The organism is Pseudomonas sp. USTB-Z, from assembly GCF_019691255.1.
GTDB classification, from domain to species: domain Bacteria; phylum Pseudomonadota; class Gammaproteobacteria; order Pseudomonadales; family Pseudomonadaceae; genus Aquipseudomonas; species Aquipseudomonas alloputida.
This window is the reverse complement of sequence record NZ_JAECZP010000016.1, coordinates 33503-58235: the sequence shown is the minus strand read 5'-3', so window position 1 is coordinate 58235 and position 24733 is coordinate 33503. Positions and strand designations below refer to the sequence as shown.

General features: G+C 62.9%; 20 protein-coding genes. 8 read left to right on the top strand and 12 right to left on the bottom strand.

The window, feature by feature from the left end:
- Positions 1 to 106 precede the first annotated feature (106 nt).
- A complete protein-coding gene (hexR, locus tag I8746_RS18560; protein WP_169774905.1) occupies positions 107 to 970 on the top strand; it encodes a DNA-binding transcriptional regulator HexR in 864 nt (287 codons plus the stop codon).
- On the opposite strand, the gene I8746_RS18555 is transcribed toward hexR, so the two are convergent.
- The 11 genes from I8746_RS18555 to edd all read right to left on the bottom strand — a co-directional run bounded on the left by I8746_RS18555 (position 963) and on the right by edd (position 14241).
- Positions 963 to 1817 (bottom strand): D-hexose-6-phosphate mutarotase, encoded by an 855-nt coding sequence (locus I8746_RS18555; protein ID WP_003255044.1) that lies wholly within the window; start codon positions 1815 to 1817, stop codon positions 963 to 965. The two genes, hexR and I8746_RS18555, sit on opposite strands and share 8 nt — an antisense overlap.
- 117 nt (positions 1818 to 1934) lie before the next feature.
- Entirely contained in the window at positions 1935 to 3278 is a 1344-nt protein-coding gene (locus I8746_RS18550) for a carbohydrate porin (protein ID WP_014755478.1), read from the bottom strand.
- A gap of 40 nt (positions 3279 to 3318) precedes the next feature.
- Positions 3319 to 4473 (bottom strand): ABC transporter ATP-binding protein, encoded by a 1155-nt coding sequence (locus tag I8746_RS18545; protein ID WP_012051353.1) that lies wholly within the window; start codon positions 4471 to 4473, stop codon positions 3319 to 3321.
- 3 nt (positions 4474 to 4476) lie between these two features.
- Positions 4477 to 5322 (bottom strand): carbohydrate ABC transporter permease, encoded by an 846-nt coding sequence (locus tag I8746_RS18540; RefSeq protein WP_221100929.1) that lies wholly within the window; start codon positions 5320 to 5322, stop codon positions 4477 to 4479.
- Positions 5315 to 6223 (bottom strand): carbohydrate ABC transporter permease, encoded by a 909-nt coding sequence (locus tag I8746_RS18535; RefSeq protein WP_009683405.1) that lies wholly within the window; start codon positions 6221 to 6223, stop codon positions 5315 to 5317. Before I8746_RS18535 ends, I8746_RS18540 begins: the two co-directional genes overlap by 8 nt.
- A gap of 133 nt (positions 6224 to 6356) precedes the next feature.
- A complete protein-coding gene (locus I8746_RS18530) occupies positions 6357 to 7643 on the bottom strand; it encodes an ABC transporter substrate-binding protein (protein ID WP_012051351.1) in 1287 nt (428 codons plus the stop codon).
- Between the two features lie 107 nt (positions 7644 to 7750).
- Positions 7751 to 9004, bottom strand: coding sequence for an AGE family epimerase/isomerase (locus I8746_RS18525; RefSeq protein WP_221100928.1), 1254 nt, complete (start codon positions 9002 to 9004; stop codon positions 7751 to 7753).
- 215 nt (positions 9005 to 9219) lie between these two features.
- Complete coding sequence (locus tag I8746_RS18520; protein WP_012051349.1) at positions 9220 to 10674, bottom strand: ATP-binding protein; 1455 nt, start codon at positions 10672 to 10674, stop codon at positions 9220 to 9222.
- Positions 10655 to 11380 carry a two-component system response regulator GltR gene (gene gltR / locus I8746_RS18515; protein WP_221100927.1) on the bottom strand — a complete coding sequence of 242 codons (726 nt, stop codon included), beginning with the start codon at positions 11378 to 11380 and terminating at the stop codon, positions 10655 to 10657. The genes I8746_RS18520 and gltR overlap by 20 nt, the downstream gene beginning before the upstream one ends.
- Positions 11381 to 11458: 78 nt before the next feature.
- Positions 11459 to 12418 (bottom strand): glucokinase, encoded by a 960-nt coding sequence (locus I8746_RS18510; RefSeq protein WP_004575645.1) that lies wholly within the window; start codon positions 12416 to 12418, stop codon positions 11459 to 11461.
- Positions 12415 to 14241: a phosphogluconate dehydratase gene (gene edd / locus I8746_RS18505; protein ID WP_003255057.1), complete on the bottom strand. Its 1827-nt coding sequence runs from the start codon at positions 14239 to 14241 to the stop codon at positions 12415 to 12417. Before edd ends, I8746_RS18510 begins: the two co-directional genes overlap by 4 nt.
- Positions 14242 to 14505: 264 nt before the next feature.
- Between edd and gap the strand changes: the two genes are divergently transcribed.
- The 6 genes from gap to I8746_RS18475 all read left to right on the top strand — a co-directional run bounded on the left by gap (position 14506) and on the right by I8746_RS18475 (position 21460).
- Positions 14506 to 15507: a type I glyceraldehyde-3-phosphate dehydrogenase gene (gap, locus tag I8746_RS18500; protein WP_003255058.1), complete on the top strand. Its 1002-nt coding sequence runs from the start codon at positions 14506 to 14508 to the stop codon at positions 15505 to 15507.
- A gap of 392 nt (positions 15508 to 15899) precedes the next feature.
- Positions 15900 to 16412 (top strand): RNA polymerase sigma factor, encoded by a 513-nt coding sequence (locus I8746_RS18495; protein WP_003255059.1) that lies wholly within the window; start codon positions 15900 to 15902, stop codon positions 16410 to 16412.
- Positions 16413 to 16500: 88 nt separating this feature from the next.
- Positions 16501 to 17463 carry a FecR domain-containing protein gene (locus I8746_RS18490; RefSeq protein WP_221100926.1) on the top strand — a complete coding sequence of 321 codons (963 nt, stop codon included), beginning with the start codon at positions 16501 to 16503 and terminating at the stop codon, positions 17461 to 17463.
- 125 nt (positions 17464 to 17588) lie between these two features.
- Positions 17589 to 20177, top strand: coding sequence for a TonB-dependent receptor (locus I8746_RS18485; RefSeq protein WP_221100925.1), 2589 nt, complete (start codon positions 17589 to 17591; stop codon positions 20175 to 20177).
- Positions 20178 to 20398: 221 nt separating this feature from the next.
- Positions 20399 to 20992 (top strand): biliverdin-producing heme oxygenase, encoded by a 594-nt coding sequence (locus I8746_RS18480; RefSeq protein ID WP_014755469.1) that lies wholly within the window; start codon positions 20399 to 20401, stop codon positions 20990 to 20992.
- Positions 20993 to 21046: 54 nt separating this feature from the next.
- Positions 21047 to 21460 carry a YbaN family protein gene (locus I8746_RS18475; RefSeq protein ID WP_003255065.1) on the top strand — a complete coding sequence of 138 codons (414 nt, stop codon included), beginning with the start codon at positions 21047 to 21049 and terminating at the stop codon, positions 21458 to 21460.
- Here the strand turns inward: I8746_RS18475 and arcD (I8746_RS18470) are convergent.
- The gene (arcD, locus tag I8746_RS18470) at positions 21440 to 22867 is read right to left on the bottom strand and encodes an arginine-ornithine antiporter (protein WP_003255067.1); all 1428 of its coding nucleotides are present in this window, start codon (positions 22865 to 22867) and stop codon (positions 21440 to 21442) included. The genes I8746_RS18475 and arcD (I8746_RS18470) overlap by 21 nt on opposite strands.
- A gap of 436 nt (positions 22868 to 23303) precedes the next feature.
- Here arcD (I8746_RS18470) and arcD (I8746_RS18465) point away from each other — a divergent pair, with 436 nt between their 5' ends.
- Positions 23304 to 24731 (top strand): arginine-ornithine antiporter, encoded by a 1428-nt coding sequence (gene arcD, locus I8746_RS18465; RefSeq protein ID WP_003255071.1) that lies wholly within the window; start codon positions 23304 to 23306, stop codon positions 24729 to 24731.
- Positions 24732 to 24733: the final 2 nt, after the last annotated feature.

The following is a 24733-nucleotide window of genomic DNA, read 5'->3' as shown; positions in this document are numbered from 1 at the left end:
AAGTGGTACGCCAACCGCACCGACAGTACGATAGACGACCGTGCAAAAAGCCTGCTGCTCCCACAGCCGGCTGTCTTCCCGACCCAAGGACACACCCATGGACCGCGTGCGAAACCTCCTGGAACAGATCCAGGGCCGCCTCGACGAGCTGAACAAGGCCGAACGCAAAGTCGCCGAAGTCATCCTGCTCAACCCGCAACAAGCCACCCGTTTCAGCATCGCTGCGCTGGCCCAGGCGGCCAAGGTCAGCGAACCGACCGTCAACCGCTTCTGCCGCTCGTTCGGCGTCAGCGGCTACCCCGAGCTGAAGCTGCAACTGGCGCAGAGCCTGGCCAGTGGGGCTGCGTATGTCAGCCGCGCAGTGGAGGCCGACGATGACCCGGCCGCCTATACCCAGAAGATCTTCGCCAGCGCCATCGCCTCGCTTGACAGCGCCTGCCAGCAACTGGACCCGCAACAGGTCAGCCGCGCCGTGGACATGATGATCCAGGCCCGGCAGATCCACTTCTTCGGCCTCGGTGCCTCGGCCCCGGTGGCCCTGGATGCGCAGCACAAGTTCTTCCGCTTCAACCTGGCCGTGTCGGCCCACGCCGATGTGCTGATGCAACGCATGCTGGCCTCGGTCGCCCACACCGGCGATCTGTTCGTGATCATTTCCTACACCGGGCGCACCCGCGAACTGGTCGAAGTGGCGCGCCTGGCACGTGAAAACGGCGCTTCGGTGCTTGGCCTGACCGCCGCGGGCTCGCCACTGGCCAATGCCTGCAGCCTGAGCCTGCACATCCCGCTGCCGGAAGATACCGACATCTACATGCCGATGACCTCGCGGATCATCCAGCTGACCGTGCTCGATGTACTGGCCACCGGCATGACCCTGCGCCGCGGCGTGGACTTCCAGCCCCACCTGCGCAAGATCAAGGAAAGCCTCAACGCCAGCCGCTACCCGATCGAGGACGACGAACTCAACTGAGCCGGTGCGCCTGCAAACGCAGGTGCGCACGCTGTCCAGGCGCCAGGCTCAGGCCTTCGCCACTGCCGCTGGTCGCCTCGACGCAGACAAAACGCTGCGACTCGCGGCCAGTCACCCCCATCAGCGGGCGATTGCCAGGGTGCCAGACCACGGTGTCGTCGCTGTCACCGGTGTCGATGCACAGCTCGCGCTGCCAGGCCGGGTCCTGCAATTGCACCCGTGGCGTGCCGGGGTAGACCTTCTGGCAGCCGCCCTTGAGCTTCAGCGCGCCATCTTCACGGCAAGCCTGGCGGTTGAGGCGGTCGTAGCCCTCAATATCTTCCAACCCAGACAGCGCTATCTCGGACACGTCGCTGATGCGCCAGTACGCCAGCAGCGCATGGCTCAACTGGCAGGGTTCGCTGTCCTGATGCTCGGTGCTCAGGCTCAGTTCCATGCGGCTACCCAGCCGGGCGTGCAGGTCGACCTGCCAGTCGCACAGGTCCAGCCGCCATTTCAGGGTCACGCCCTCCTCGTCCTCACGGCTGTCCACCAGCTTCCAGTCCAGCAGCCGCGCCCAACCGTGGGCCGGCCACAGGTCTTCGCTGGGATGACGTCCATACCAGGGCCAGCACACCGGCACACCACCCCGGATCGCCCCAACCTGCGGCCACTGTTCGGCGCACCACAGCCACGGCCGTTCACCCGCTGGTTGAAAGTGCAACAACTGCGCGCCCTGGCGGCTGAACACCGCCTGGCAACGGGGGTGATCGATGATCAGGACATCGCGCTGCTGATAACGCTCCCACTCGAATGTCGGCCGGGGCCGCTGCGAGGAAAAGAAGCGATGGAGCGGATGTTCGGGCATGGTTCAGAGCTCTTGTTGTTTGAGATAGCGCTGTCTCGGCCTATCCCCAACACCCACTGCAGGCCAGTGGATGCCGGGAACCGAAAATGGATTGGCGTAAATTTACAACAAGTTGCCTCAGAATGACGACTGAATCTTCAAGCCAGCGACCAGCGCGTTATCCACCTCGTCCACCCCACCAGGGCTCTTGATGTACTGCAGGTTGGGCCTCACGGTCAGCCAGTTGGTGACGTGGAAGCCGTAGTAGAGCTCTGCGTTGTATTCGGTACGCTGCAGCGGTACGAAACCAGGGTTGTCGTAATCGTTGATGCCGCTCTGTGCGTTGAGCAGTTCGGCGCGCTTCTTCACGTCGTCATTCACATGAATTCGCGCCAGGCCGAAGCCGATATCATCCTTGGGCCGAGCGTCGAAAGCGCCTTTGTAGACCAGCCCCACCTGCTGGTAGTTGTCGACCACGTTGGTGGCCTTGTCGTGCACGGTGAAGTTGGCGAACAGGCTGAGGCCCCGGTTGACGTCGCCGCCATGGGCAGTGACCTGCTGCTGCGCCACCACCCACCATCCGTGCTTGCTGGAATGCGACTTGAAGGCCTCACCGGTCAGCGCCTGCGGGTTGCCGTTGACGTCGTCGTACACATCGTCAGCCTTGGCCGTGCTGTAGTAGTAACCCAGGCGGTACTCGCCCGGCAGGCCATTGACCTTGGGCGACCACACCGCTTCCACCGGCAAGATCGCTCCCTTGGTACCGCTACCGCTCAGCTTGAAGCCGTTGCCGGTTTCCAGGTTGGAGGGGTTCTGCTCGAAGGCCCCGACCTGCACGAAGAACGCCGGAGTGATGTTGTACTTCACCCGCAGCGCCCACTGGCTGACCGGCCAGTTGTACCAGATACCGCCCACCCAGTTGCCCACCTGCGAGCCGCAGAAGGCCAGGTTCTGGAAGTCGCAAGGGAAGCTGTTGAAGTCCTCCCCCTCGCCAAAACGGCCAAATTTCACGTCCAGCGCGCCGTCGAAGTACTTCTGCTTGATCCACATCTGGGTCAGGCGCCAGGTCTGGCCACGGCCCCACACCTCCTGCACCGAGCTGAACTGCCCGGCGCGCGGGTCGCTGATGCGGTCGTTGGACAGGTTGCGACCGCTTCGCTCGGTGATTGCCAGCTTGAACTCGGCATCATGCCAGCCCAGTATCTTCTGCAAGTCCAGATGCGCGCCGAGGGCGAACTGGTCGCTGTAGCGTGCTGTCTTGTCGTCGTTGTAGCCGCCATGCAGGTTGCCAGCCACCTCACCCACATAATCGAGGGTGAAGTCATAGCCTTTGTCCAGGAGCTCGGTCCGGGTGCCGCCCCAGTCGCCGGTCATCCATTTGGATTCGCTGGAAAAAGCCTCGGCAGCCTGTGTACCGCTGCTGCCTACAAGTGCAAGCAGAGCCAGCGATCCCAGTGTCTTGATGCGTTTGCGCTGTTCCATCCCTTTGCGTCCTCTTTTTCTTATTGATGGTGTAGACGATTCAACGGCCTTTGAAGTGAGCCACGTTGTCCTTTGCGGTTGCGCCAGTGCTGGCCAGGTGCAGGCGCTCGCCATTGGCAGCGTCGAACAGCAGCACCCGGGCCGGGTCGAATTGCAGGTTGAGGGTGTCACCCACCCGGCACGCCACATCTGGCGCCAGGCGGCAGCACACCTTGGTCTGGTTGAGCGTGACGAACACCAGCAGGTCCGGCCCGGTGGGCTCTGTGACCTGCACCTCGGCGCGGATAGCCGGCAAACCATTGCCGTCAGCAGCGCCCAGGGCAATCTGCTCAGGGCGGATGCCGAGGATGATCTCGCGCCCCTCAAGCGCGTCAGCAGCCCCCCCCAAGGGCAGCTCGCAGCGCGCCTGGCCGCTGTCGAGCAACGCCAGCAAGCGGCCGTCCTGCCTGGCCAGACGCACCGGAATGAAGTTCATTGGTGGCGAACCGATGAAGCTGGCCACGAACTGGTTGGCCGGGTCGTTGTAGATCTGCTGCGGGGTGCCGAACTGCTGGATGATGCCGTCCTTCATCACCGCCACCTTGTCGCCCAGGGTCATGGCCTCGATCTGGTCATGGGTGACGTACACCGTGGTGGTCTTCAGGCGCTGGTGCATCAACTTCATTTCGGTGCGCATTTCGACCCGCAGCTTGGCATCGAGGTTGGACAGGGGTTCATCGAACAGGTAAATCTTGGGTCGCCGCGCCAGTGCCCGGCCCATGGCCACGCGCTGCTGCTGGCCGCCGGACAGCTGCGCCGGCTTGCGCGCCAGCAAGTGTTCGATCTGCAGCAACTTGGCCACCCGCGCCACTTCCTCATCGATGGCGGCCTGGGGCAGCTTGCGGATCTTCAGGCCAAATTCGATGTTCTCGCGCACGCTCATGGTCGGGTACAGCGCATAGGACTGGAACACCATGGCGATATCGCGGTCCTTGGGGCTCATGCCACTGACGTCCTGCTCGTCAATGAGGATGGCGCCGCCGGTGATCTGCTCCAGGCCGGCGATACAGTTCATCAGGGTCGACTTGCCGCAGCCCGACGGGCCCACCAGGATCAGGAACTCGCCGTCCTTGATCGACAGCTGGATGTCCTTGAGGGTATCCGGCAGGCCGCTGCCGTAGGTCTTGTTCACATTGCGAAGTTCGAGCGTTGCCATGGCTTACCCCTTGACCGCGCCGGCCGTCAGCCCGCGCACGAAATATTTGCCTGCCACCACGTAGACCAGCAGGGTTGGCAGGCCAGCGATCATTGCTGCCGCCATGTCGACGTTGTATTCCTTGGCCCCGGTACTGGTATTGACCAGATTGTTCAGGGCTACGGTAATCGGTTGCGAGTCGCCGCTGGAGAACACCACGCCGAACAGGAAGTCGTTCCAGATCTGGGTGAACTGCCAGATCAGGCAGACCATGATGATCGGCGTGGACATCGGCAGGATGATGCGGCGGAAGATGGTGAAGAACCCGGCGCCGTCCAACCGTGCGGCCTTGACCAATGCGTCGGGGATGCTCACGTAGAAGTTGCGGAAGAACAGCGTGGTGAAGGCCAGGCCGTAGACCACATGCACCAGCACCAGGCCACCGGTGGTGCTGGCCAGGCCAAGCTTGCCAAGGGTGAACGAGGCCGGCAGCAGCACGGTCTGGAACGGCAGGAAACAGCCGAACAGCAGCAGGCCGAAGAACAGTTGCGAACCTCGGAAGCGCCACATCGACAGCACATAGCCGTTCAGTGCACCAATCGCGGTGGAGATCAGCACCGCGGGCACGGTGATCATGAGCGAGTTCCAGAAGTAACCGCTGACCGCTCCCCAGGCCTTGACCCAGCCTATGCCGGTAATCACTGCAGGCCAGCTCAGCAGGTTGCCGGTGCTGATGTCTTCGGGGGTCTTGAAGCTGGTCAGCAGCATCACCACCAGCGGTACCAGATACAGCAGCACGGCGATCAGCAACACGGCATGGATGGCCATACGGCTGAGGCTGAACACCGGCTTGTCGACAGGACTATGCATGGCGTTTGCTCCGCAGCTCCGAGTACAGGTAAGGCACGAGGATCGCCAGGATTGCCCCGAGCATCAGGATGGCGCTGGCCGAGCCCATGCCCATCTGGCCGCGGCTGAAGGTGAACGAGTACATGAACATTGCCGGCAGGTCGGAGGAGTAACCCGGGCCGCCGGCCGTCATTGCCGCCACCAGGTCGAAGCTCTTGATGGCAATGTGCGAGAGGATCATCAGCGCGCTGAAGAACACTGGGCGCAGGCTGGGCAGCACTACAGTCCAGTAGATGCGCGGCAAGCTGGCACCGTCGATCTGTGCGGCGCGGATGATCGACTGGTCAACGCCGCGCAGGCCGGCGAGGAACATCGCCATGATAAAGCCCGAGGCCTGCCACACGGCGGCGATCACCAGGCAGTACACGACCCGGTCAGGGTCGATCAGCCAGTCCAGGCGAAAACCCTCCCAGCCCCAGTCGCGCAGCAGCTTGTCCAGGCCCATGCCGGGGTTGAGCAGCCACTTCCAGGCCGTGCCGGTGACGATCATCGACAGTGCCATGGGGTACAGGTAGATGGTGCGAATGAAGCCCTCACGGCGGATGCGCTGGTCGAGCAACACCGCCAGCAACACACCGATGGCCAGGCTGATGGCGATGAACAGGCCGCCGAACAGAAGCAGGTTCTTGCTCGCCACCCACCAGCGGTCGTTGTCGAACAGACGGGCGTATTGCGCAAGGCCCGCCCACTTGTAGGTAGGCAGAAAGGTCGAGGTGGTGAAGGACAGCACGAAGGTCCAGAGGATGTAGCCGTAGAAGCCCACCAGGACGATGAACATGCTGGGTGCCAGCACCAGCTTGGGCAGCCAGCGCTGAAGCGCGTCCAGGGGTGAGGCCCGCAGTTGGGCGGTGGTCGTAGTCATGTCTTGGATCCCGAGGTAGTGGCGGTGCTACGCACCGCTTCGCGGGCAAGCCCGCTCCCACAGGTCCGGCGTCATGACCAGGAACAGTGGTGAGCAGGGCCCATCTGGGAGCGGGCGTGCCCGCGAACAGCCGTTACTGGGCAGCCTTGATCGCCGCCGCCAGCTTCTTCGCCGCATCGGCCGGGTCGGCCTTGGGGTCGTTGATGTAGTTGGTTACCACATCGAAGAACGCACCCTGCACAGCCAGCGTGGTGGCCATGTTGTGCGCCATGCTCGGCTGCAGGCCGCCGGTCTTGGCATCGGCAAGGAAGTCCTTGGCGGAGGTTTGCGCGCAGGCATCGAAACCGTGCTTGCCCATGTCGGCGAGCATGTCGTTACGCACCGGGATCGACCCTTTGTTGATGCTGAAGACCTTCTGGAAGTCCTCCCCCAGCACTTTGCGCGCGATGTCCTGCTGCCCGGCAGAGGTGCCGGCGTTGTTCTGTTTGAACACCACCAGCGAGTCGATGTTGTACAGGAAGGCCTTGTCGGTACCGGGGAACGGCACGCACTGGTAATCCTTGCCGGCGGTTTTCTTCGCCAGGGTCCATTCGCTCTTGGCCCAGTCGCCCATGATCTGCATGCCGGCCTTGCCGTTGATGACCTTGGCGGCTTCCAGGTTCCAGTCCTGGCCCTTGCCGTCCGGGTCCATGTAGGTGGCGACCTTTTTCAGCTCGGTCAGCGCCTTGACCATCTGCGGCCCGGTCAGCGTTGCACTGTCAAGGTCGACCAAGGCCTTCTTGTAGCCATCGACGCCCATCACCGACAGCACCACGCTTTCGAATACGGTGCTGTCCTGCCAGGGTTGGCCACCATGAGCCAGCGGGATGAAGCCGGCCGCCTTGAGCTTGTCGGCGGCGGCGTAGAATTCGTCGAGGGTGGTAGGCGCCTTGTCGATGCCGGCTTTTTTGAACACCTCGGGATTGATCCACAACCAGTTGATGCGGTGGATGTTCACCGGTACAGCAACGTAATCACCGTCGTACTTCACGGTGTCGGCCACTTTCTTGTCGAGCAGCGAGTCCCACTTTTCGGCCTTGGCCACATCCTTGAGCACATCGGCATCAAGCAAGCCGGTGGCCGCCCAGTCCTGGATGTCGGGGCCTTTGATCTGCGCGACACCGGGGGGGTTGCCTGCGACGGCGCGGCTTTTCAGCACGGTCATGGCCGTGGCACCACCACCACCGGCAACAGCGCCGTCCTTCCAGGTGAAGCCGTCTTTCTCGACCTGCGCCTTGAGCACATCGACCGCCGCCTTTTCACCGCCAGAGGTCCACCAGTGCACGACCTCGACACTGCCTTTGGATTCGGCAGCCGAAGCCCCCAAAGGAAGTAAAGAAGCCAGAGAGATTGCGGCAGCGAGACGGAGCGTGGAATTCATCGGAGCACCTTTCTTGTTGTTATGCCGTGCAAGTCGATCGCTTGCGTAGCATGAAGTCTAAACAGCGTGCCCGCCTCGTCAGGTAACGAAGCGATGCGTGAATGTCATCATCTGGTTACATAGCTGGAGCTGGCCAGGTTGCTGGCCAGGCTGGGTGCCAGCGGCAAGCCTGGCAGCAGCAGCGCCTGGTAGGCGTGGTAGAGGTCGGGCTTGCCCGGCCAGATGGTCCCCGCTGGCCGGTTGCGGGCATCGAGTTCGTGGTGCCAGCTGCCAGCGACAGGGTCGATGAAATGGTTGGCGATAAAGCCCCAGCAGTTGCGGTACCACTGCTCGTACTGAGCTTCGCCGGTGCGCTGCAACAAGGCTGCTGCTGCGGCACAAGCTTCGGCGTGCACCCAGTGCAGGCGTGCATGCACCACCGGGCGATTGGCCCAGTCCAGGGTGTAGACGAAACCTGCAGCGCCATCGACGTTCCAGGCATGCTGGCAGGCGGCATCGAACAATCTGCAGGCACTGTCTGGAAGCCACTGCGGGGCGAACAACCCGGCCCGTTGCAGGCTGGCCTCCAGGTGCAACAGGAGCCGTGCCCACTCCATGGCATGCCCGGGCGTAGTGCCATAGGGCCGGAAGTGGTCGGCGGGGTGCTCGCGGTTGTAATCCGGCAGCGGCTGCCAATGGGCGTCGAAATGTTCGATGACCCGATAACCGTTGGCGGCGGCATGGGTATGGATAATGCGCTCAGCAATGCGCAAGGCGCGTTGCAGCCAAAGGCTGTTGCCGGTGGCATCGGCCAGGGCCAGGAATGCCTCGGTCGCGTGCATGTTGCTGTTGGCGCCACGGTATGGCTCAGGCAGTTGCCATGCGCGAGAGAAGGTCTCTCGAAGGGCACCCTTGGCTTCGCTCCAGAAGTGCGTTTCGATCACCTCGGTTGCATCGGCCAGCAACAGCTGGGCATCGGCTGCACCGGCCACCACTGCAGAGCTGGCGGCAAGGGCGACGAAGGCATGCAGGTAGGCGGCCTTGCCGCTGTCTTCCTGGCCGCCGGGGTGGGCGAACCAGCCACCGTAGCTGGCGTCCTGCATGGCCCCACGCAGGGCAGCCACACCGTGTTCGGCATAGGCCAGGCTGCCGGGAATGCCCTGCAGATGGGCCAGGGCGAAGCAGTGGGTCATTCGCGCGGTGTTCATGGTTTCGGCGCAGGCGCCAGGAGCGAGCTGGCCTTTGGCATCCAGGTTGCCAAAGCCGTCAGGCAGTTTCGCAGCTTTGGCGAATGCCAGCAGGCGCTGTGCTTCGGCCAGGCGCCAGGCGGTATGGGCCGGGGCGTTGAGCCAGCTGGTGGGCGGCAGGTTGAGGGTGTTCATGGGCCAGCTTGATCCTTGCCAGTCGTTTGCGAATTCTAGCCAGCGGGGTCATGGCGGATGTCACGAAGGACGACGGGATTGTCACCGGTCAGTGACATTTGGGGTGCCTGTGCGGGCCTCTTCGCGGGTGAACCCGCTCCTACAACGGCCGAGTCAGGTTTGCGTCGCAGGAGCGGGTTCACCCGCGAAGAGGCCCGCACAGGCACCCCAAAAATTCAATCCATACCCCGCGGCAGATACAGGGTCACTCGCAGCCCGCCCTCACGCAGGTTCAGCAAGCTCACCTCGCCCCCATGGCTATGGGCGATGTTGCGCGCAATGCCCAACCCCAGCCCATAGCCCTGCTGCTGCCCGGCCAGACGGAAATGCGGCTCGAACACCTGCTCCAACTGTTGCTGCGGCACCCCCGGCCCCTGATCGTCCACTTGCAACACAAAGCCCTCTGTACCGTCGATGATGCGCAGCCGCGCCCGCTCGCCGTATTTGATGGCGTTATCGATCAGGTTGCCGATGCAACGACGCAACGCCAGCGGCTTGCCCGGGTAAGGCGCCAACGCCTGGCCCTCGACGGTGATGCGACCATCGCCCAGGTAAGGCTCGGCCAGAATCTCCAGCACCTGGTTAAGGTCGACCGGCTCGATGTTTTCGTGGATGTCGGTGTCCTTCACGCACTGCAAGGCGCCTTTGACCAGCAACTCCAGCTCGTCCAGGTCCTGGCTGAACTTGGCCTGCAATCGCTCGTCTTCCAGCAGTTCGACGCGCAGGCGCAGGCGCGTGATCGGCGTGCGCAGGTCGTGGGAAATGGCGCTGAACAGCTGGCTGCGTTCGGTCAGGTAACGGCTGATACGCTCGCGCATGCTGTTGAATGCCCGGCTCACCTCGACCACTTCGCTGCCGCCCGCTTCAGCCACTGGCGCCACATCGGCACCCAGCGACATCTCTCGGGCGGCCCGCGCCAGGCGCTTCAATGGCCAGCTTTGCCAATGCACCAGCAAGCCGATGAACAGCAACAGCAAGGCCGTGGTCAGCACGATGAAGCCGATCTGCTGGCGCGGCAGGCGTTCGGCTTCCAGCCCCGTGTACGGTTCGGGCAACAGTGAGGCGATGTACAACCATTCGCCCTCGCCCAAGCGGATCTGCGTGACCAGTACCGGGGGTTTCAGCGGCTCCAGGGTCAGCGAATAATGGGCCCATGAGCGCGGCAGTTCGTCGAGTTTGAGGCCGCTGTTGAAGATGCGCAGGTCGTCAGGCCCGACAAACTCCACGGAAATTTCCATCTGCGAACCCAGGCGCTCGTGCAGCACCTGCTGGAATACATCGATCACCGCTTGCTTGCGAGGGGTGACGGGCAGTGCCTGCATGTCCAGCGGTGTGGCGTTGAGCGACACGAAGAAACGCGTGCCGCCCATGCTGCGCAATTGGTCGAGCACCAGCGGCCGATAGGCCACCGGCAGCGAGCGGAAGTAACTGACGCTGGCACTCATGGAATGGGCCAGGCTGCTGGCGCTGGCACGCAGCCCCTGAAGCTGGCTGGCGCGCAGCTGGGACACCCAGATGATGCTGGACAACCCCTGGGCCAGCAGGACAACCAGCAAGGTCAGCAGCAGCATGCGCCCCAGCAAGGAGCGCGGCAGCAGGCGCCAGCGCCGCTCAGGGCGCACAGCAGACATGCGCCGCCAACAAGTAGCCACTGCCACGCACGGTGCGGATCAGCCGGGGAGGTTTGTCGGTATCGCGCAGGCGCTGGCGCAGACGGCTGACCGCCATGTCGACGATGCGGTCCAGCGGCATCGGTTCGCGGCCACGGGTGGCGTTGCCGATGGTGTCACGGTCGAGGATTTGCTGCGGGTGATCGAGGAACAGTTTGAGCAGGGCAAAGTCGGCGCCGGAGAGGATCACCTCCTCTCCATCACGGTGGAACAGGCGGTGGCTGACCGTGTCCAGGCGCCAGTCGTCGAAGGCCAGCACAGCAGTGCCCGGCGCCGCCTGGCCGAACTCGGAGCGGCGCAACAAAGCCTTGATTCGCGCTTGCAGTTCGCGGGGGCTGAACGGCTTGCCCAGATAGTCGTCAGCGCCCAGCTCCAGGCCGATGACCCGGTCGGCCTCGTCGGAGCTGGCGGTGAGCATGATGATAGGTACGCGCGCCTGGCGTGGGTGCTGGCGTACCCAGCGGCACAAGCTGAAGCCGTCCTCGTCGGGCAACATGACGTCAAGAATGACCAGGTCGCAGGGCGTGGTTTCCAGCGCGTGGCGAAAGCCCTTGCCGTCAGCTTCGGCATGCACCTGGAAGCCGGAGCGGCTCAGGTAGGTTTGCAGCAGTTCACGGATTTCCTGGTCGTCGTCGACCATCAGGATCGATTTGCCGGCAGTGCTCAAGGTGGTCCTTCCTCTTGTTGATTGCAGGTCTTCTTGCCTGCTGTCGGGTAGTGCCATTGGCGCCGCAAAGCGGCTCCATCAGTGATCCAACGCCTGCTGCAACGCTACCCCTGCCCCCTCCAATCCGGAAAATTCCGCCGTCACCAGCCACACCGGCACCCCGGTAAAATAGCCACTCATACACCCCTTGTCGGCAAAACTCGCGGCAAACCCGCTACGCAGGAACAGCTCGGCAAAGCGCGGAATCACACCGCCCACAATATAGACCCCGCCTCGCGCGCCCAGCGTCAGCACATTGTTACCCGCCACGCGCCCAAGGAAACGACAGAACTGCTCGACCACCGCCAGCGCCCGTGGCTCACCGCCCAGTGCGGCGTCGGTGATATGCGCCGGGGTCTTGTGCCTGGGCGTGTCGCCGTCCAGCGCACAGATCGCCTGGTACAACCGCACCAGCCCCCCCCCACTGAGAACGGCCTCGGCGCTGACATGGCCGATCTGACTGTGGATCTGCTGGTGGATTGCCGCTTCGCGAGCATTGCCTACCGGCAGGTCAACATGCCCGCCTTCACCCGGCAGGGCCTTCCAGTGCTGTTCGCCCAGACGCAGCAGCGAGCCCACACCCAGGCCAGTACCTGGCCCGATCACCAGTGCCGGCCTCGAGGGGTCGGCCTGGCCGGGGCACACCTCGCGGAACTCGCCTTCGCGCAGACGCGTCATGCCCAGCGCCATCGCGGTGAAATCATTGATCAGCAACAGTCGCTCGACCTGCAAGGTCTTGCAAAATGCCGTGCGGCTCAGGCGCCAGTGGTTGTTGGTGAAGCGAAATTCATCGCCATCGACCGGGCCGGCCACCGCCAGGCACACCGCCGCCAGGCCACCACGGGCGATACCTTGGCTTTCCAGGTAGGCCTCGATGGCCTGCTCGGGGTTGGTGTAGTCCGCGGTGGCGAAAACGTTTACCTCATGCAGCTGGTTGTCACGCCACAACGCAAAACGGGCATTGGTGCCGCCAATATCACCAACCAGCAGGTGCTTCATTTGAGGTGCTCCAGGGCCGAGGTAAAGGCACTGGCGCCCTGCTCTGCCGGGCTGAACGCCATGCGCATGAAGCCGAACAGCTCGCGCCCACACCCCAGGTCGTTGCCCTGGGGGGCCGGCGGCAGCTCACGGCTGGCCAGTTCTTCGGCCGACACCATGATCCGCAACGTGCCTTCGACTCCGTCGACCCGCACGATATCACCATCGCGCACCCGCGCCAGCGGGCCGCCGTCGTAAGCCTCCGGGCAAACGTGGATGGCCGCGGGGATCTTGCCCGAGGCACCGGACATACGCCCGTCGGTAACCAGCGCCACCTTGTAGCCACGGTCCTGCAATACACCGAGGAACGGGGTGAGTTTGTGCAGTTCCGGCATGCCATTGCAACGCGGGCCCTGGAAGCGCACCACCGCGACAAAGTCACGCTCCAGCTCACCGGCCTTGAACGCGTCGGCCAGCGACTGCTGGTCCTGGAACACCCGCGCCGGGGCCTCGACCACCTGGTGCTCGGGGGCAACGGCAGACACTTTCATCACGCCACGGCCCAGGTTGCCCTCCATCACCCGCAGGCCGCCTTCGGCCGAGAATGGTCGCGACACCGGGCGCAGGATACTTTCGTCCAGGCTGTGTTGCGGCCCTTCGCGCCACACCAGCTTGCCATTGTCGAGGAAGGGTTCCTGGGTGTAGCGGCGCAGGCCATGGCCGGCCACGGTGTTGACATCTTCGTGCAGCAGGCCGGCGTCGAGCAGTTCACGAATCAGGAAGGCCATGCCGCCGGCAGCCTGGAAGTGGTTGATGTCGGCCTTGCCGTTGGGGTACACGTGCGACAGGGTCGGCACCACTTCGGAGAGGTCGGCCATGTCCTGCCAGGTCAGCTGGATACCGGCAGCCTGGGCAATCGCCGGGATGTGCAGGGTGTGGTTGGTCGAGCCGCCAGTAGCGTGCAGCGCGACGATGGAATTGACCAGTGCCTTCTCGTCGACGATTTCGCCCAGCGGCATGAAGCTGCCGCTGGCCTTGGTCATGCGCGTCACCTGCTGCGCAGCCTCGGCGGTGAGTGCGTCACGCAGCGGCGTGTACGGGTTGACGAACGAGGCGCCCGGCAGGTGCAGCCCCATCACTTCCATCACCAACTGGTTGGTGTTGGCGGTGCCGTAGAAGGTGCAGGTGCCGGGGCTGTGGTAGGAATTCATCTCGGACTCCAACAGCTCTTCGCGGCTGGCCTTGCCTTCGGCATAGCGCTGGCGCACATCGGCCTTCTGCTTGTTGGAGATGCCGGAAACCATTGGCCCACCCGGGACGAAGATGGTCGGCAGGTGGCCAAAGCGCAGCGCCCCCATCATCAGCCCGGGGACGATCTTGTCGCAGATGCCCAGCATGAGTGCTGCGTCGAACATGTTGTGCGACAGCGCTACCGCCGTGGACATCGCGATCACTTCACGGCTGGCGATCGCCAGCTCCATGCCCGGCTCGCCCTGGGTCACCCCGTCGCACATGGCCGGCACGCCACCGGCGAACTGGCCGACCGAGCCGACCTCGCGCAGGGCCTGCTTGATCTGCTCGGGGAAGTGCAAGTAAGGCTGGTGGGCAGACAACATGTCGTTGTAGGCAGAGACGATGGCCACGTTAGCCGCGTTCATCAGGCGCAGAGTCTGCTTGTCTTCGCTGCCGCAACCGGCCACGCCGTGGGCGAAGTTGGCGCACTGCAGGCTGGCACGCATGGGGCCTTCACTGGCCGCACCGCGAATCAGTTGCAGGTAGCGTTCGCGGGTGGCGCGGCTGCGTTCGACCAGCCGCTGGGTGACCTCAAGGATGCGCGGATGCATGTACTGGACTCCAGGCTAATTGTAAGGGCGGTTTACCGGGCATTTCCCCTCCAAACGATTGCGGCCTAGGCTCATGGTTAGGAGCCCGCTGCATCGGTGGAGGCACGTCGCCCAACCACTCGTTGTATATTTAAACAAAATACTGCCACTAAAAAGGCTTGTTTTCTATCAGCCAGTGAATAATCTTGTAATTCCAACAACAAAACCGTTTCAGTGAAGCTCCTTTGTGCCACAGGTTTCACTCGAACTGCCAGAGGTACTGCCATGACCCTTCGCATCGCCATCAATGGATTCGGCCGAATCGGGCGCAACGTCCTGCGCGCACTGTATACCCAAGGCTACCGCCAGGACCTGCAGGTCGTCGCCATCAACGACCTGGGCGACAGCGCCATGAATGCCCACCTGCTCAAGTACGACAGTGTCCACGGCACCTTCGACGCGACCGTCGAGGCCGACCACGAAAGCCTGACGGTCAACGGTGACCGTATCGCGGTCAGTGCCATTCGCAATCCGGCCGAACTGCCCTGGAAGGCCGAGGCGATCGACGTGGTGTTCGAGTGCACCGGGCTGTTCACCGACCGCGCCAAAGCCGCTGCGCACCTGGCCGCCGGGGCGGGCAAGGTGATTGTCTCGGCTCCGGCCAAGGGTGCCGATGCCACTGTGGTGTACGGGGTCAACCACGACATCCTGCGGGCCTCGCACCAGGTCATTTCCAATGCGTCCTGCACCACCAACTGCCTGGCGCCGATCGCCCAGGTGCTGCACCGAGAGTTCGGCATCGAGCAAGGCCTGATGACCACCATCCACGCCTACACCAACGACCAGGTGCTGACTGACGTTTACCACAGCGACCCGTACCGCGCGCGTTCAGCCACCCAGTCGATGATCCCGAGCAAGACCGGTGCCGCCGAGGCCGTGGGCCTGGTGCTGCCGGAGCTGGCCGGCAAGCTGACCGGCATGGCGGTGCGGGTGCCCGTCATCAACGTGTCGTTGGTGGACCTCACCGTCAACCTCAAGCGCGAGGCCACGGCCGAGCAGGTCAACCAGCTGTTCCTCGAGGCCAGCAAGCATTCCAAGGTATTGGGCTACAACGCCCTGCCATTGGTTTCCTGCGATTTCAACCACAACCCGCTGTCGTCGATCTTCGATGCCAACCATACCCGGGCCAACGGGCGGATGCTCAAGGTGCTGGCCTGGTATGACAACGAGTGGGGGTTCAGCAACCGGATGCTGGATAACTGCCTGGCGCTGCACCGGGCTGGCTGACGCGACCCGTGTGGGGGCAACTGTCTTGCTCAATTTCTAAAAGCTGGCGCGATCCCTGTGGGAGCGGCCTTGCGTCGCGAAAGGGCCGTGCAGCGGCCCCAGGATCTCCGCATCATGCATAGATTGCTGGGGCCGCTTTGCGGCCCTATCGCGACACAAGGCCGCTCCCACAGGGGTTGCTCAGGCCTCGTGGCAAACGTGGTCGTCGACCAAGGTATAACGCACCGTGACCGATGAATGGTTGGGGCAGGCTCAAGGTTGCAGGCCGCTCCCGCAAAAAAGCACACCACATCCCGCGACTACAATCTTTACCTTTTCCTGATAATTCCACACTTGACCTGCAGCACGGATGATAAGCATTATCATTAACCTTTCGTCGGCCAGGTCCCCCCGTGAGTCAGTCCCGGTTCAATTCCGTCTTCCTCGTTCAGCGCCTCACCCTGCTGCGTACCCTGCAGCGCATGGTCGGTAACCCCAGCACGGCCGAAGACCTGCTGCAGGAAACCTACCTGCGGGTGTCCCGCGCGCTGGGCGAGCGGCCCATCGAGCACATCGAGCCGTTTGTGTTTCAGACCGCGCGCAACCTGGCGTTGGACCACCTGCGTGCACGCCGGGTGCAGGCACGCATGCTGGTCGACGACGTGCCCGACGAAGTGCTGCACAGTGTCGCCGCGCCCGCCACCAGCAGCGAGGATGCCGCGCACGCCGAGCAGTTGCTCAAGCACCTCAGCGTCAGCCTCAATCAACTGAGCGAGCGCCAACAACGCATTTTCATCCTAAGCCGCCTGCATGGCGCCACCTATCTGGAAATCGCCGAACAACTGAGTGTTTCGCCCAGCACGGTACAAAAGGAACTGAAACTGATCATGGCAATCTGCATGGGTGTTGCCGAACGACTCAAGTAAGCTGACCGCAGGCGAACGGCAACGCAAAGCCCTTGCCACACCCCGCCTTAGTCTTGATCATTCGCAAAAAACCATTCAAGGATTCACCGTGACCGACAGCCCCGCCCCTCGCCCGTCACCTGCCAGGCCTATTGCCCGTGCTCGTGCCATGGACGAGGCGCTGGACTGGCTGGTGCGCCTGCAATGCGCAGATGCCGAGGACACCCAGGCCTTTGAAGCCTGGCTGAGCGCCGCGCCAGAAAACGCCGAGGCCTATGTCGAGGCTGAGGCACTGTGGAACGGTGCGCCGTTGCATCAGGTGGCCACGCACATGCACCAGCGGCAACGCCGCTCATTACGCGGGCGCCTGCGCAGTCACTGGAAACCCCTGGCCACCGCGGCGATGCTGCTGGTCGGGCTGTTCACCGTCGGTAACCTGCCCATACGCCTGCAGGCCGACCACCTTACGGTGGTCGGCGAGCGCCAGCGCTTGCAACTGGAAGACGGCGCAAAAGTGCTGCTCAACACCAATTCAGCGTTTGCCAGCGAACGCCAGGACGGCCGCCAGGTCGCCCGCCTGCTACAGGGCGAGGCTTACTTCCAGGTCCCCGAGGGCGCTCAGTTGCCGCTGGAGGTGGAAGCCGGGCCGTTGCGCGCACAGGTGCGCGACACCGACTTTGCCGTGCGCTACCTTGACGGCGAGGCCGAGGTACGGGTGCAACGCGGTGATGTCGACCTGCAGGGAGATCGTGACCAGCGCATCCGCTTGACTGCCGGCGACAGCATCAGCGTCGGCCCCCAGGGCTTTGGCCAGCGCCAGCGCCCCGACATGCACAAGGACCTGGCCTGGATCGACGGCCGTCTGGTGTTCGAGAACTGCCCGTTGAGCCAGGTATTGGCCGAAGTGCAGCGCTACTACCCGGGCTGGATCATCAACCGCAATGCACAGCTGGAGAACGTTGCCGTCACCGGTAACTATCGCCTCGACCAGCCGCTGGAAACCCTGCGCGCACTGGCCCACATCACCTCGGCACAACTGCATGAGTACCCGGCGCTGGTCATCCTGAACTGACCCCTGAATTATTTTTACGCGATCGCACTCGCCCGCCCGTCTCGTTATAGCCAATGCAACTGATTCTTGTTTAAAGCAAGAACAGCCATCACCTATAACAGCCCGCGCGTCTGGGAGCGCTTCCGATGTCCACTGGTCCTACCCGCTCGTCCAACCTTCCCCGCCGTACAGGACAACTGTCCCTGTTGACCCTTGCTCTGCTCGCCAGCGGCGCCTGCAGCCTGCCGGCGCTGGCCGCCGAGCCGGCCCAGGCCAGCAGCCCGCGCATGGGCGACTACCGCTTCAGCATCGGCCAGCAGCCGCTGGTGTCGGCGATCAACGCCTTCAGCCAGGTCACCGGCTGGCAGGTCGGCTTCAGCGCCGAGCTGGCCGACGGCGTGGCTTCGCCAGGCGTACAAGGTTCGCTGCCGCCAGATGCTGCCCTCAAGCGCCTGTTGCGGGGCACCGGGCTGAGCTTTCGCAAGATCAGCAACGGCAATGTGGTACTGGAGCGCCAAACCGCAAGCAACGTGATCGCCCTGCAGCAGGTGACCGTCAGCGCCACCCGCAGCGCACAGGACGTCAGCCAGGTACCCAGCACTGTCAGTGTGCAGACCCGTGAGCAACTGGACCGGCAGAACGTGAACAATATCCAGGATCTGGTGCGCTACGAGCCGGGGGTGTCGGTATCCGGAACCGGCCAACGCAGCGGGCTTAACGGCTACAACATCCGTGGTATCGACGGCGAGCGGATCCTCACCCAAGTCGACGGCGTGTCGATCCCCGACAGCTTCTTCTACGGCCCTTACGCCCAGACCCAGCGCAACTACGTCGACCCGGAAATCGTCAAGCGTGTGGAAATCCTCCGCGGCCCGGCCTCGGTGTTGTATGGCAGCAACGCCATCGGCGGTGCGGTGAGCTACTTTACCCTCGACCCGGACGACATCATCAAGCCCGGTAAAGACGTGGGTGCACGCCTGAAAACCGGCTACAGCTCGGCTGACGAAAGCTGGCTGACCTCCGCCACCGTCGCCGGCCGCCAGGGTGATTTCGACGGCCTGCTGCACCTGAGCCAGCGCAACGGCCACGAGACCGAAACCCACGGCAGCCACAGTGGCGACGGCCTGTCGCGTACCGAAGCCAACCCGATGGACGTGCGCACCACCAACGTGCTGGCCAAGCTGGGCTGGAACTACGCCGACGACGCGCGCCTGGGGTTCACCTACGAGCGCTACAAAGATGACCGCGACCAGAACATCCTCAGCGCGGTGGGTGGGCCGTTCATCCCCGGCTTTGGTGGCATGGGCTACTACAAGGCGCGTAATGGCAACGACACCATCACCCGCGAGCGCTTCGGCATTAACCATGAGTTCGGCCTGGACTCGCTGGTCGCCGACCACGTCAAGTGGAGCCTGAACTACCAGATTGCCAAGACCGACCAGCACACCGAGGAAGTTTACGTGCCGCCTGGCCGCCAAGTGCTGCGCACCCGCGATACCACCTACAAGGACCGCCAGTGGGTGTTCGACGCCCAGCTGGACAAAGCCTTCAGCATCGGCGCCACCGACCACCTGCTGACCTACGGCACAACGCTCAAGCACGAAAAGGTCACCGGTTCGCGCAGCGGTACCGGTACCTGCTTGACCGTAGGATCCGGTTGTTCCGCCGCCGGCGCCGAACGCCCGGCAGACGGCCAGGTTCTGGTCAGCGACTTCCCGGACCCGACCGTGAATACCTACAGCCTGTTCGCGCAGGATGAAATCCGCTGGAACAACTGGACCTTCATGCCCGGCGCGCGCTACGACTACACCCGTATGGAGCCCAAATTCACCGAGGCATTCCTGCGTGGCCTGGAGTCCAGCGGTGCGGCGCCTACCTCCCAGGACGATTCGGACAAGAAGTGGCACCGCGTCTCGCCCAAGTTCGGCCTGACCTACGCCTTCAACGACAATTACACCTGGTACGGCCAATATGCAGAGGGCTTCCGCACGCCGACCGCCAAAGCCATGTATGGCCGCTTCCAGAACCTGGACCAAGGCTACCGCGTGGAGGGCAACCCGAACCTTGAGCCTGAAAAGAGCAAAAGCTACGAAACCGGCCTGCGTGGCAACTTCGACGCCGGCAACTTCGACGTGGCAGTGTTCTACAACAAGTACCGTGATTTCATCGACGAAGATGCCGTGCAAAGCGCCAACCTGGAACAGACCTTCCAGGCCAACAACATCAAGCACGCCACCATCAAGGGTGCCGAATTCAAGGGCCGCCTGAACCTCGACCACTTCGGCGCACCGCAGGGGCTCTATACCCAAACCTCGATTGCCTACACCTATGGTCGTAACGATGACACCGGTCAACCGCTGAACAGTGTCAACCCGCTCAAAGGCGTATTCGGCCTGGGCTACGAGCAGCAGAACTACGGTGGCTTGCTGAGCTGGACGCTGGTCAAGCGCAAGACCCGTGTCGACGACAGCACCTTTTATTCGCCTGACGGTTCTACCTCGAAGTTCCGCACCCCGGGCTACGGTGTGCTGGACCTGACCGGCTACTACAAGGTCACCGACGACGTCACCATCAACGCCGGGCTGTACAACCTTACTGACAAGAAGTACTGGCAGTGGGATTCGGTGCGCAGCTACGACGGCCAGGGTGAGGCGGCTGTGACCCAGCCAGCCAACATCGACCGCCTGACCATGCCGGGGCGCAATTTCGGTATCAATGTGGTTTGGGATATCTGACCTGAGCTGCCACTAGTCGATGTGTTCCGTCAGTGCCGGCCCCTTCGCGGGTAAACCCGCTCCTACAGGAACTGCGCATGCCTTGAGCCAGTGATGCGCCTGTAGGCGCGGGTTTACCCGCGAAGAGGCCGGTACTGGCAACACAAATACCGGCTTTTTTTACTGTCCCGCTCCCGCTGTTTCGTCTTGTATCTAGACGCCCTCTTTCCAAGGACTGCCCCATGACCGAACGCCCAGCCCTGCGCTCCCAGCGCCTGAACCAGATCACCCACGCCCCGCACGCCGAACTGGATGCCCTGGTCAAATCCCACGCGCCTTTCGACAGCCGCGAAAGTTTCGCCCGCTTCGTCGTCGCGCAGTACCTGTTTCAGTCCGAGCTGCAGGCCCTGTACAACGACCCTCAGCTGATCGCCATCGTCCCTGATCTGGCTGAGCGCTGCCGTGCCGACCAGGCCCGCCTGGACCTCGCCGACCTCGACACCGAAGTACCAGCCGCCGTACCGGGTGCCGTGGGCAAGCCGAGCCTGGGCGAGGCAATGGGCTGGATCTTCGTCTCCGAAGGCTCCAAACTGGGCGCTGCGTTTCTGATCAAGCGTGCCGTGGCCCTGGAACTGTCCGACAGCTTCGGTGCCCGTCACCTGGGGGAGCCCGCCGGTGGCCGTGCCGAAGGCTGGAAGCAGTTCACCCGCATCCTCGATGGCCTGGCGCTCTCGCCGGAAGAGGAAGCGGCTGCCGAGCGCGGTGCAGTGGCCGCTTTCGAGCGCTTCACCGAGCTGCTCAAGCACGCCTACGCTGCGGATGCCGCGCTGGTCTGATACGCCGAAGCCGGCCACCCCTCCGGTGGCCGAACCGTTTTATGCAGTGAGAACATGACCCGACCAGCCCGCTCGAAACTCGCCCGCCTGTTGTATGGAATCCTGGCCTACGTGAGCCTCGGGGTGGGCCTGGTCGCCATTGTGATTCCTGGCTTGCCGACCACCGAGTTCATCCTGCTGGCCGCCTGGGCCGCCACGCGCAGCTCACCGCGCCTGTCGGCATGGCTGGAGAACCACCGGCTGTTCGGGCCAATTCTGCATAACTGGCGCAACGGCAAGGTGATCCAGCGCCGGGCCAAGGTCAGCGCAACCATCAGCATGCTGCTGTGCGCGGGCCTGATGCTGACCTTTCTGGAACACCACTGGCCGGTATTCCTGGCAATCGCCGGCATGACCCTGGGCAACCTGTGGATCTGGTCACGCCCGGAACACGCCTGCCCTGCCCCGTCACAAGCTCAGCAGCCCTGAATACAAGGCGTAGGCCGCCAGCGCGGCACCCACCAGCACGGCGGCGAAAATCAGTTTTTCCCAGGCCGTGAACAACGTCTGCCCCTGCTCATGCTTGGCCCTCGCGAACAAGATGACCCCAGGGGCGTACAGCAGCGCCGAAAGCAGCAGGTACTTGAGCCCGCCGGCATACAGCAGCCACACGGCATACAGCAGGGCAACCAGCGCCACCAGCAAGTCCTTGCGCCGCAACCTCGGCTGCCCGGCATAGGTTTCTGCGCGCATCGCCAGCAGCACGGCATACGCCGCAGACCACAGGTAGGGCACCAGGATCATCGACGAGGCCAGGTAGATCAGACTGGTGTACGTACCGGCGGAGAACAGCGTAATCAGCAGGAAACCCTGAATCATGCAGTTGGTCAGCCACAGGGCGTTAGCCGGCACATGGTTGGCGTTTTCCTTGGCCAGAAAGCGCGGCATGGTCTTGTCCCGCGCCGTGGCGTAGAGGATTTCGGCACACAACAACGCCCATGAAAGCAAGGCGCCAAGCAGCGAAACCGCCAGGCCGAGGCTGATCAGCAAGGCGCCCCAAGGGCCGACGATATGCTCCAGCACCGAAGCCAGTGAGGGGTTCTGCAGCCCGGCCAGTTCCGGTTGGGTCATGATGCCCAGCGACAACACGTTGACCAGCACCAGCAGCGCCAGCACACCTAGAAAACCGATGACAGTGGCCTTGCCCACGTCTGACCGACGCTGGGCGCGCCCGGAATACACGCTGGCGCCCTCTATGCCGATGAACACGAATACGGTCACCAGCATCATATTGCGCACCTGCTCCAGCACGCTGCCGAATTGTGGGTTGCTCAAGCCCCAGATATCCCGGGTGAAGATATCGGCGCGGAAGGCAAATGCAGCGATTACCACGAAAATCAGCAAAGGCACCACTTTGGCGACGGTGGTGACCTGGTTGATGAAGGCCGCCTCCTTGATGCCGCGCAGTACCAGAAAGTGCACCGACCACAGCAGCAGCGAGGCACAACCGATGGCGATGGGTGTGTTGCCTTCGCCGAACACCGGGAAGTAGAAACCCAGGGTGCTGAACAGCAGTACGAAGTAGCCGACATTGCCCAGCCAGGCGCTGATCCAGTAGCCCCAGGCCGAGGAAAAGCCCATGTACTCGCCAAAGCCGGCCTTGGCGTAGGCATATACCCCTGAGTCCAGTTCCGGCTTGCGGTTCGCCAGGGTCTGGAACACGAAGGCCAGGGCCAACATGCCGACTGCGGTGATCCCCCAGCCGATCAGCACTGCTCCCACATCAGCACGCGCGGCCATGTTCTGCGGTAGCGAGAAGATCCCGCCGCCAATCATCGACCCGACCACCAGCGCGATCAGCGCGCCCAGGCGCAGCTTCTGTCCCGGTTCGCTCATGAGCCTCCCTTTCTTCCAGCCCTGTCATGCGTTTGAAACAGCCTTGCGGGCTATATAAATATCGTTACTTATACTGAAGCCGTGCGCCCAACCTATATCACTAATAACTGCTTTGTCTATGTACCTGCTCCCTCAAAACTAGCAGCAGTCCGGCAACTGGAAAAGAAACTGATAAAACTCGAAATTCTTGTGAAAAATTTGCTAAAGCGGCAAAAGCGGCTAGTTTCAAGCTTCGCAGGCTGAACAGAGCGTTTGCTCTAGAAGGACATGGAGGTGCCAGCACACAAGGCCTGCAGCTCAAGCTGTCGGCACTCTCCAGGAGCACCCGTGAAGGAAATTTCCTACCTTCACGTCGCCTTAAACTGACGCAAGTCAGGTCCAGGCAACGGCGTCGGATCTATTCTGTCGTCAACTTTCTCCTGGCAGGAGTTGTTAAATGTCTGATTCATCCGGAAAACTAAAGCTCGGCGCGTTAGTTGCACTTGTCGTCGGCTCGATGATTGGCGGCGGGATCTTCTCGCTGCCGCAAAACATGGCCGCCAGCGCAGGGGTCGGGGCCGTGCTGATCGGTTGGGGGATCACCGCGGTCGGCATGCTGACCCTGGCTTTCGTGTTCCAGACCCTGGCCAACCGCAAGCCTGACCTGGATGGCGGGGTGTATGCCTATGCCAAGGCCGGCTTCGGCGACTACATGGGCTTTTCCTCGGCCTGGGGCTACTGGATCAGTGCCTGGCTGGGCAACGTCGGCTACTTCGTACTGCTGTTCAGCACCCTGGGTTACTTCTTCCCGATCTTCGGTGAAGGCAACACCCCAGCCGCCATCATTGGCGCATCGATCCTGTTGTGGGCAGTGCACTTTCTGGTACTGCGCGGCATCAAGGAGGCAGCCTTCATCAACCTGGTCACCACTGTGGCCAAAGTGGTGCCGCTGGTGCTGTTCGCCCTGATCTGCCTGTTCGCCTTCAGGCTCGACATCTTCACCGCCGATATCTGGGCCGTAGGCACGCCAGAGCTTGGCAGCGTCATGAACCAAGTGCGCAACATGATGCTGGTGACCGTGTGGGTATTCATCGGCATCGAGGGCGCGAGCATCTTTTCGGCGCGGGCGGAAAAACGCACCGACGTGGGCAAGGCAACGGTGATCGGCTTCGTGACCGTGCTGCTGTTCCTGGTGTTGGTCAACGTGCTGTCGCTGGGCATCATGACTCAACCGGAACTGGCCAAGCTGCAGAACCCATCGATGGCTGCCGTGCTGGAGCATGTGGTCGGCCACTGGGGCGCGGTGCTGATCAGCGTCGGCCTGGTCATCTCGCTGCTCGGGGCGCTGCTGTCGTGGGTGCTGTTGTGCGCCGAGATCATGTTCGCCGCAGCCAAGGACCACACCATGCCGGAGTTCCTGCGCCGCGAGAACGCCAAACAGGTACCGGCCAACGCCCTGTGGCTGACCAACGCCATGGTGCAGATCTTTCTGGTCATCACGCTGTTCTCAAGCAGCACCTACCTGTCTCTGATCTACCTCGCCACCTCGATGATCCTGGTGCCCTACCTGTGGTCGGCAGCCTATGCGTTCCTGCTGGCACTGCGCAGCGAAACCTACGAGCAGGCCCTGGCCGAACGCAAAAAGGACCTGATCATCGGTGGTATCGCCCTGCTGTACGCCATCTGGCTGCTGTACGCCGGCGGCGTGAAATACCTGCTGCTCTCTGCCCTGCTCTACGCACCTGGCGCCATCCTGTTCGCCAAGGCCAAGCGTGAGGTGGGCAAACCGGTCTTCACCAACGTGGAAAAACTGATCTTCGCAGCCGTGGTCATTGGCGCCCTGGTGGCAGCCTTTGGCCTGTATGACGGCTTCCTGACCCTTTGACC

What these genes read in the sequence shown, in the direction of transcription:
- I8746_RS18555 (WP_003255044.1), bottom strand. Translation starts at nt 1,817, where the DNA reads ATGCCCGAACATCCGCTCCATCGCTTCTTTTCCTCGCAGCGGCCCCGG.
- I8746_RS18550 (WP_014755478.1), bottom strand. Translation starts at nt 3,278, where the DNA reads ATGGAACAGCGCAAACGCATCAAGACACTGGGATCGCTGGCTCTGCTT.
- I8746_RS18545 (WP_012051353.1), bottom strand. Translation starts at nt 4,473, where the DNA reads ATGGCAACGCTCGAACTTCGCAATGTGAACAAGACCTACGGCAGCGGC.
- I8746_RS18540 (WP_221100929.1), bottom strand. Translation starts at nt 5,322, where the DNA reads ATGCATAGTCCTGTCGACAAGCCGGTGTTCAGCCTCAGCCGTATGGCC.
- I8746_RS18535 (WP_009683405.1), bottom strand. Translation starts at nt 6,223, where the DNA reads ATGACTACGACCACCGCCCAACTGCGGGCCTCACCCCTGGACGCGCTT.
- I8746_RS18530 (WP_012051351.1), bottom strand. Translation starts at nt 7,643, where the DNA reads ATGAATTCCACGCTCCGTCTCGCTGCCGCAATCTCTCTGGCTTCTTTA.
- I8746_RS18525 (WP_221100928.1), bottom strand. Translation starts at nt 9,004, where the DNA reads ATGAACACCCTCAACCTGCCGCCCACCAGCTGGCTCAACGCCCCGGCC.
- I8746_RS18520 (WP_012051349.1), bottom strand. Translation starts at nt 10,674, where the DNA reads ATGTCTGCTGTGCGCCCTGAGCGGCGCTGGCGCCTGCTGCCGCGCTCC.
- I8746_RS18510 (WP_004575645.1), bottom strand. Translation starts at nt 12,418, where the DNA reads ATGAAGCACCTGCTGGTTGGTGATATTGGCGGCACCAATGCCCGTTTT.
- edd (WP_003255057.1), bottom strand. Translation starts at nt 14,241, where the DNA reads ATGCATCCGCGCATCCTTGAGGTCACCCAGCGGCTGGTCGAACGCAGC.
- gap (WP_003255058.1), top strand. Translation starts at nt 14,506, where the DNA reads ATGACCCTTCGCATCGCCATCAATGGATTCGGCCGAATCGGGCGCAAC.
- I8746_RS18485 (WP_221100925.1), top strand. Translation starts at nt 17,589, where the DNA reads ATGTCCACTGGTCCTACCCGCTCGTCCAACCTTCCCCGCCGTACAGGA.
- I8746_RS18480 (WP_014755469.1), top strand. Translation starts at nt 20,399, where the DNA reads ATGACCGAACGCCCAGCCCTGCGCTCCCAGCGCCTGAACCAGATCACC.
- I8746_RS18475 (WP_003255065.1), top strand. Translation starts at nt 21,047, where the DNA reads ATGACCCGACCAGCCCGCTCGAAACTCGCCCGCCTGTTGTATGGAATC.
- arcD (WP_003255067.1), bottom strand. Translation starts at nt 22,867, where the DNA reads ATGAGCGAACCGGGACAGAAGCTGCGCCTGGGCGCGCTGATCGCGCTG.
- arcD (WP_003255071.1), top strand. Translation starts at nt 23,304, where the DNA reads ATGTCTGATTCATCCGGAAAACTAAAGCTCGGCGCGTTAGTTGCACTT.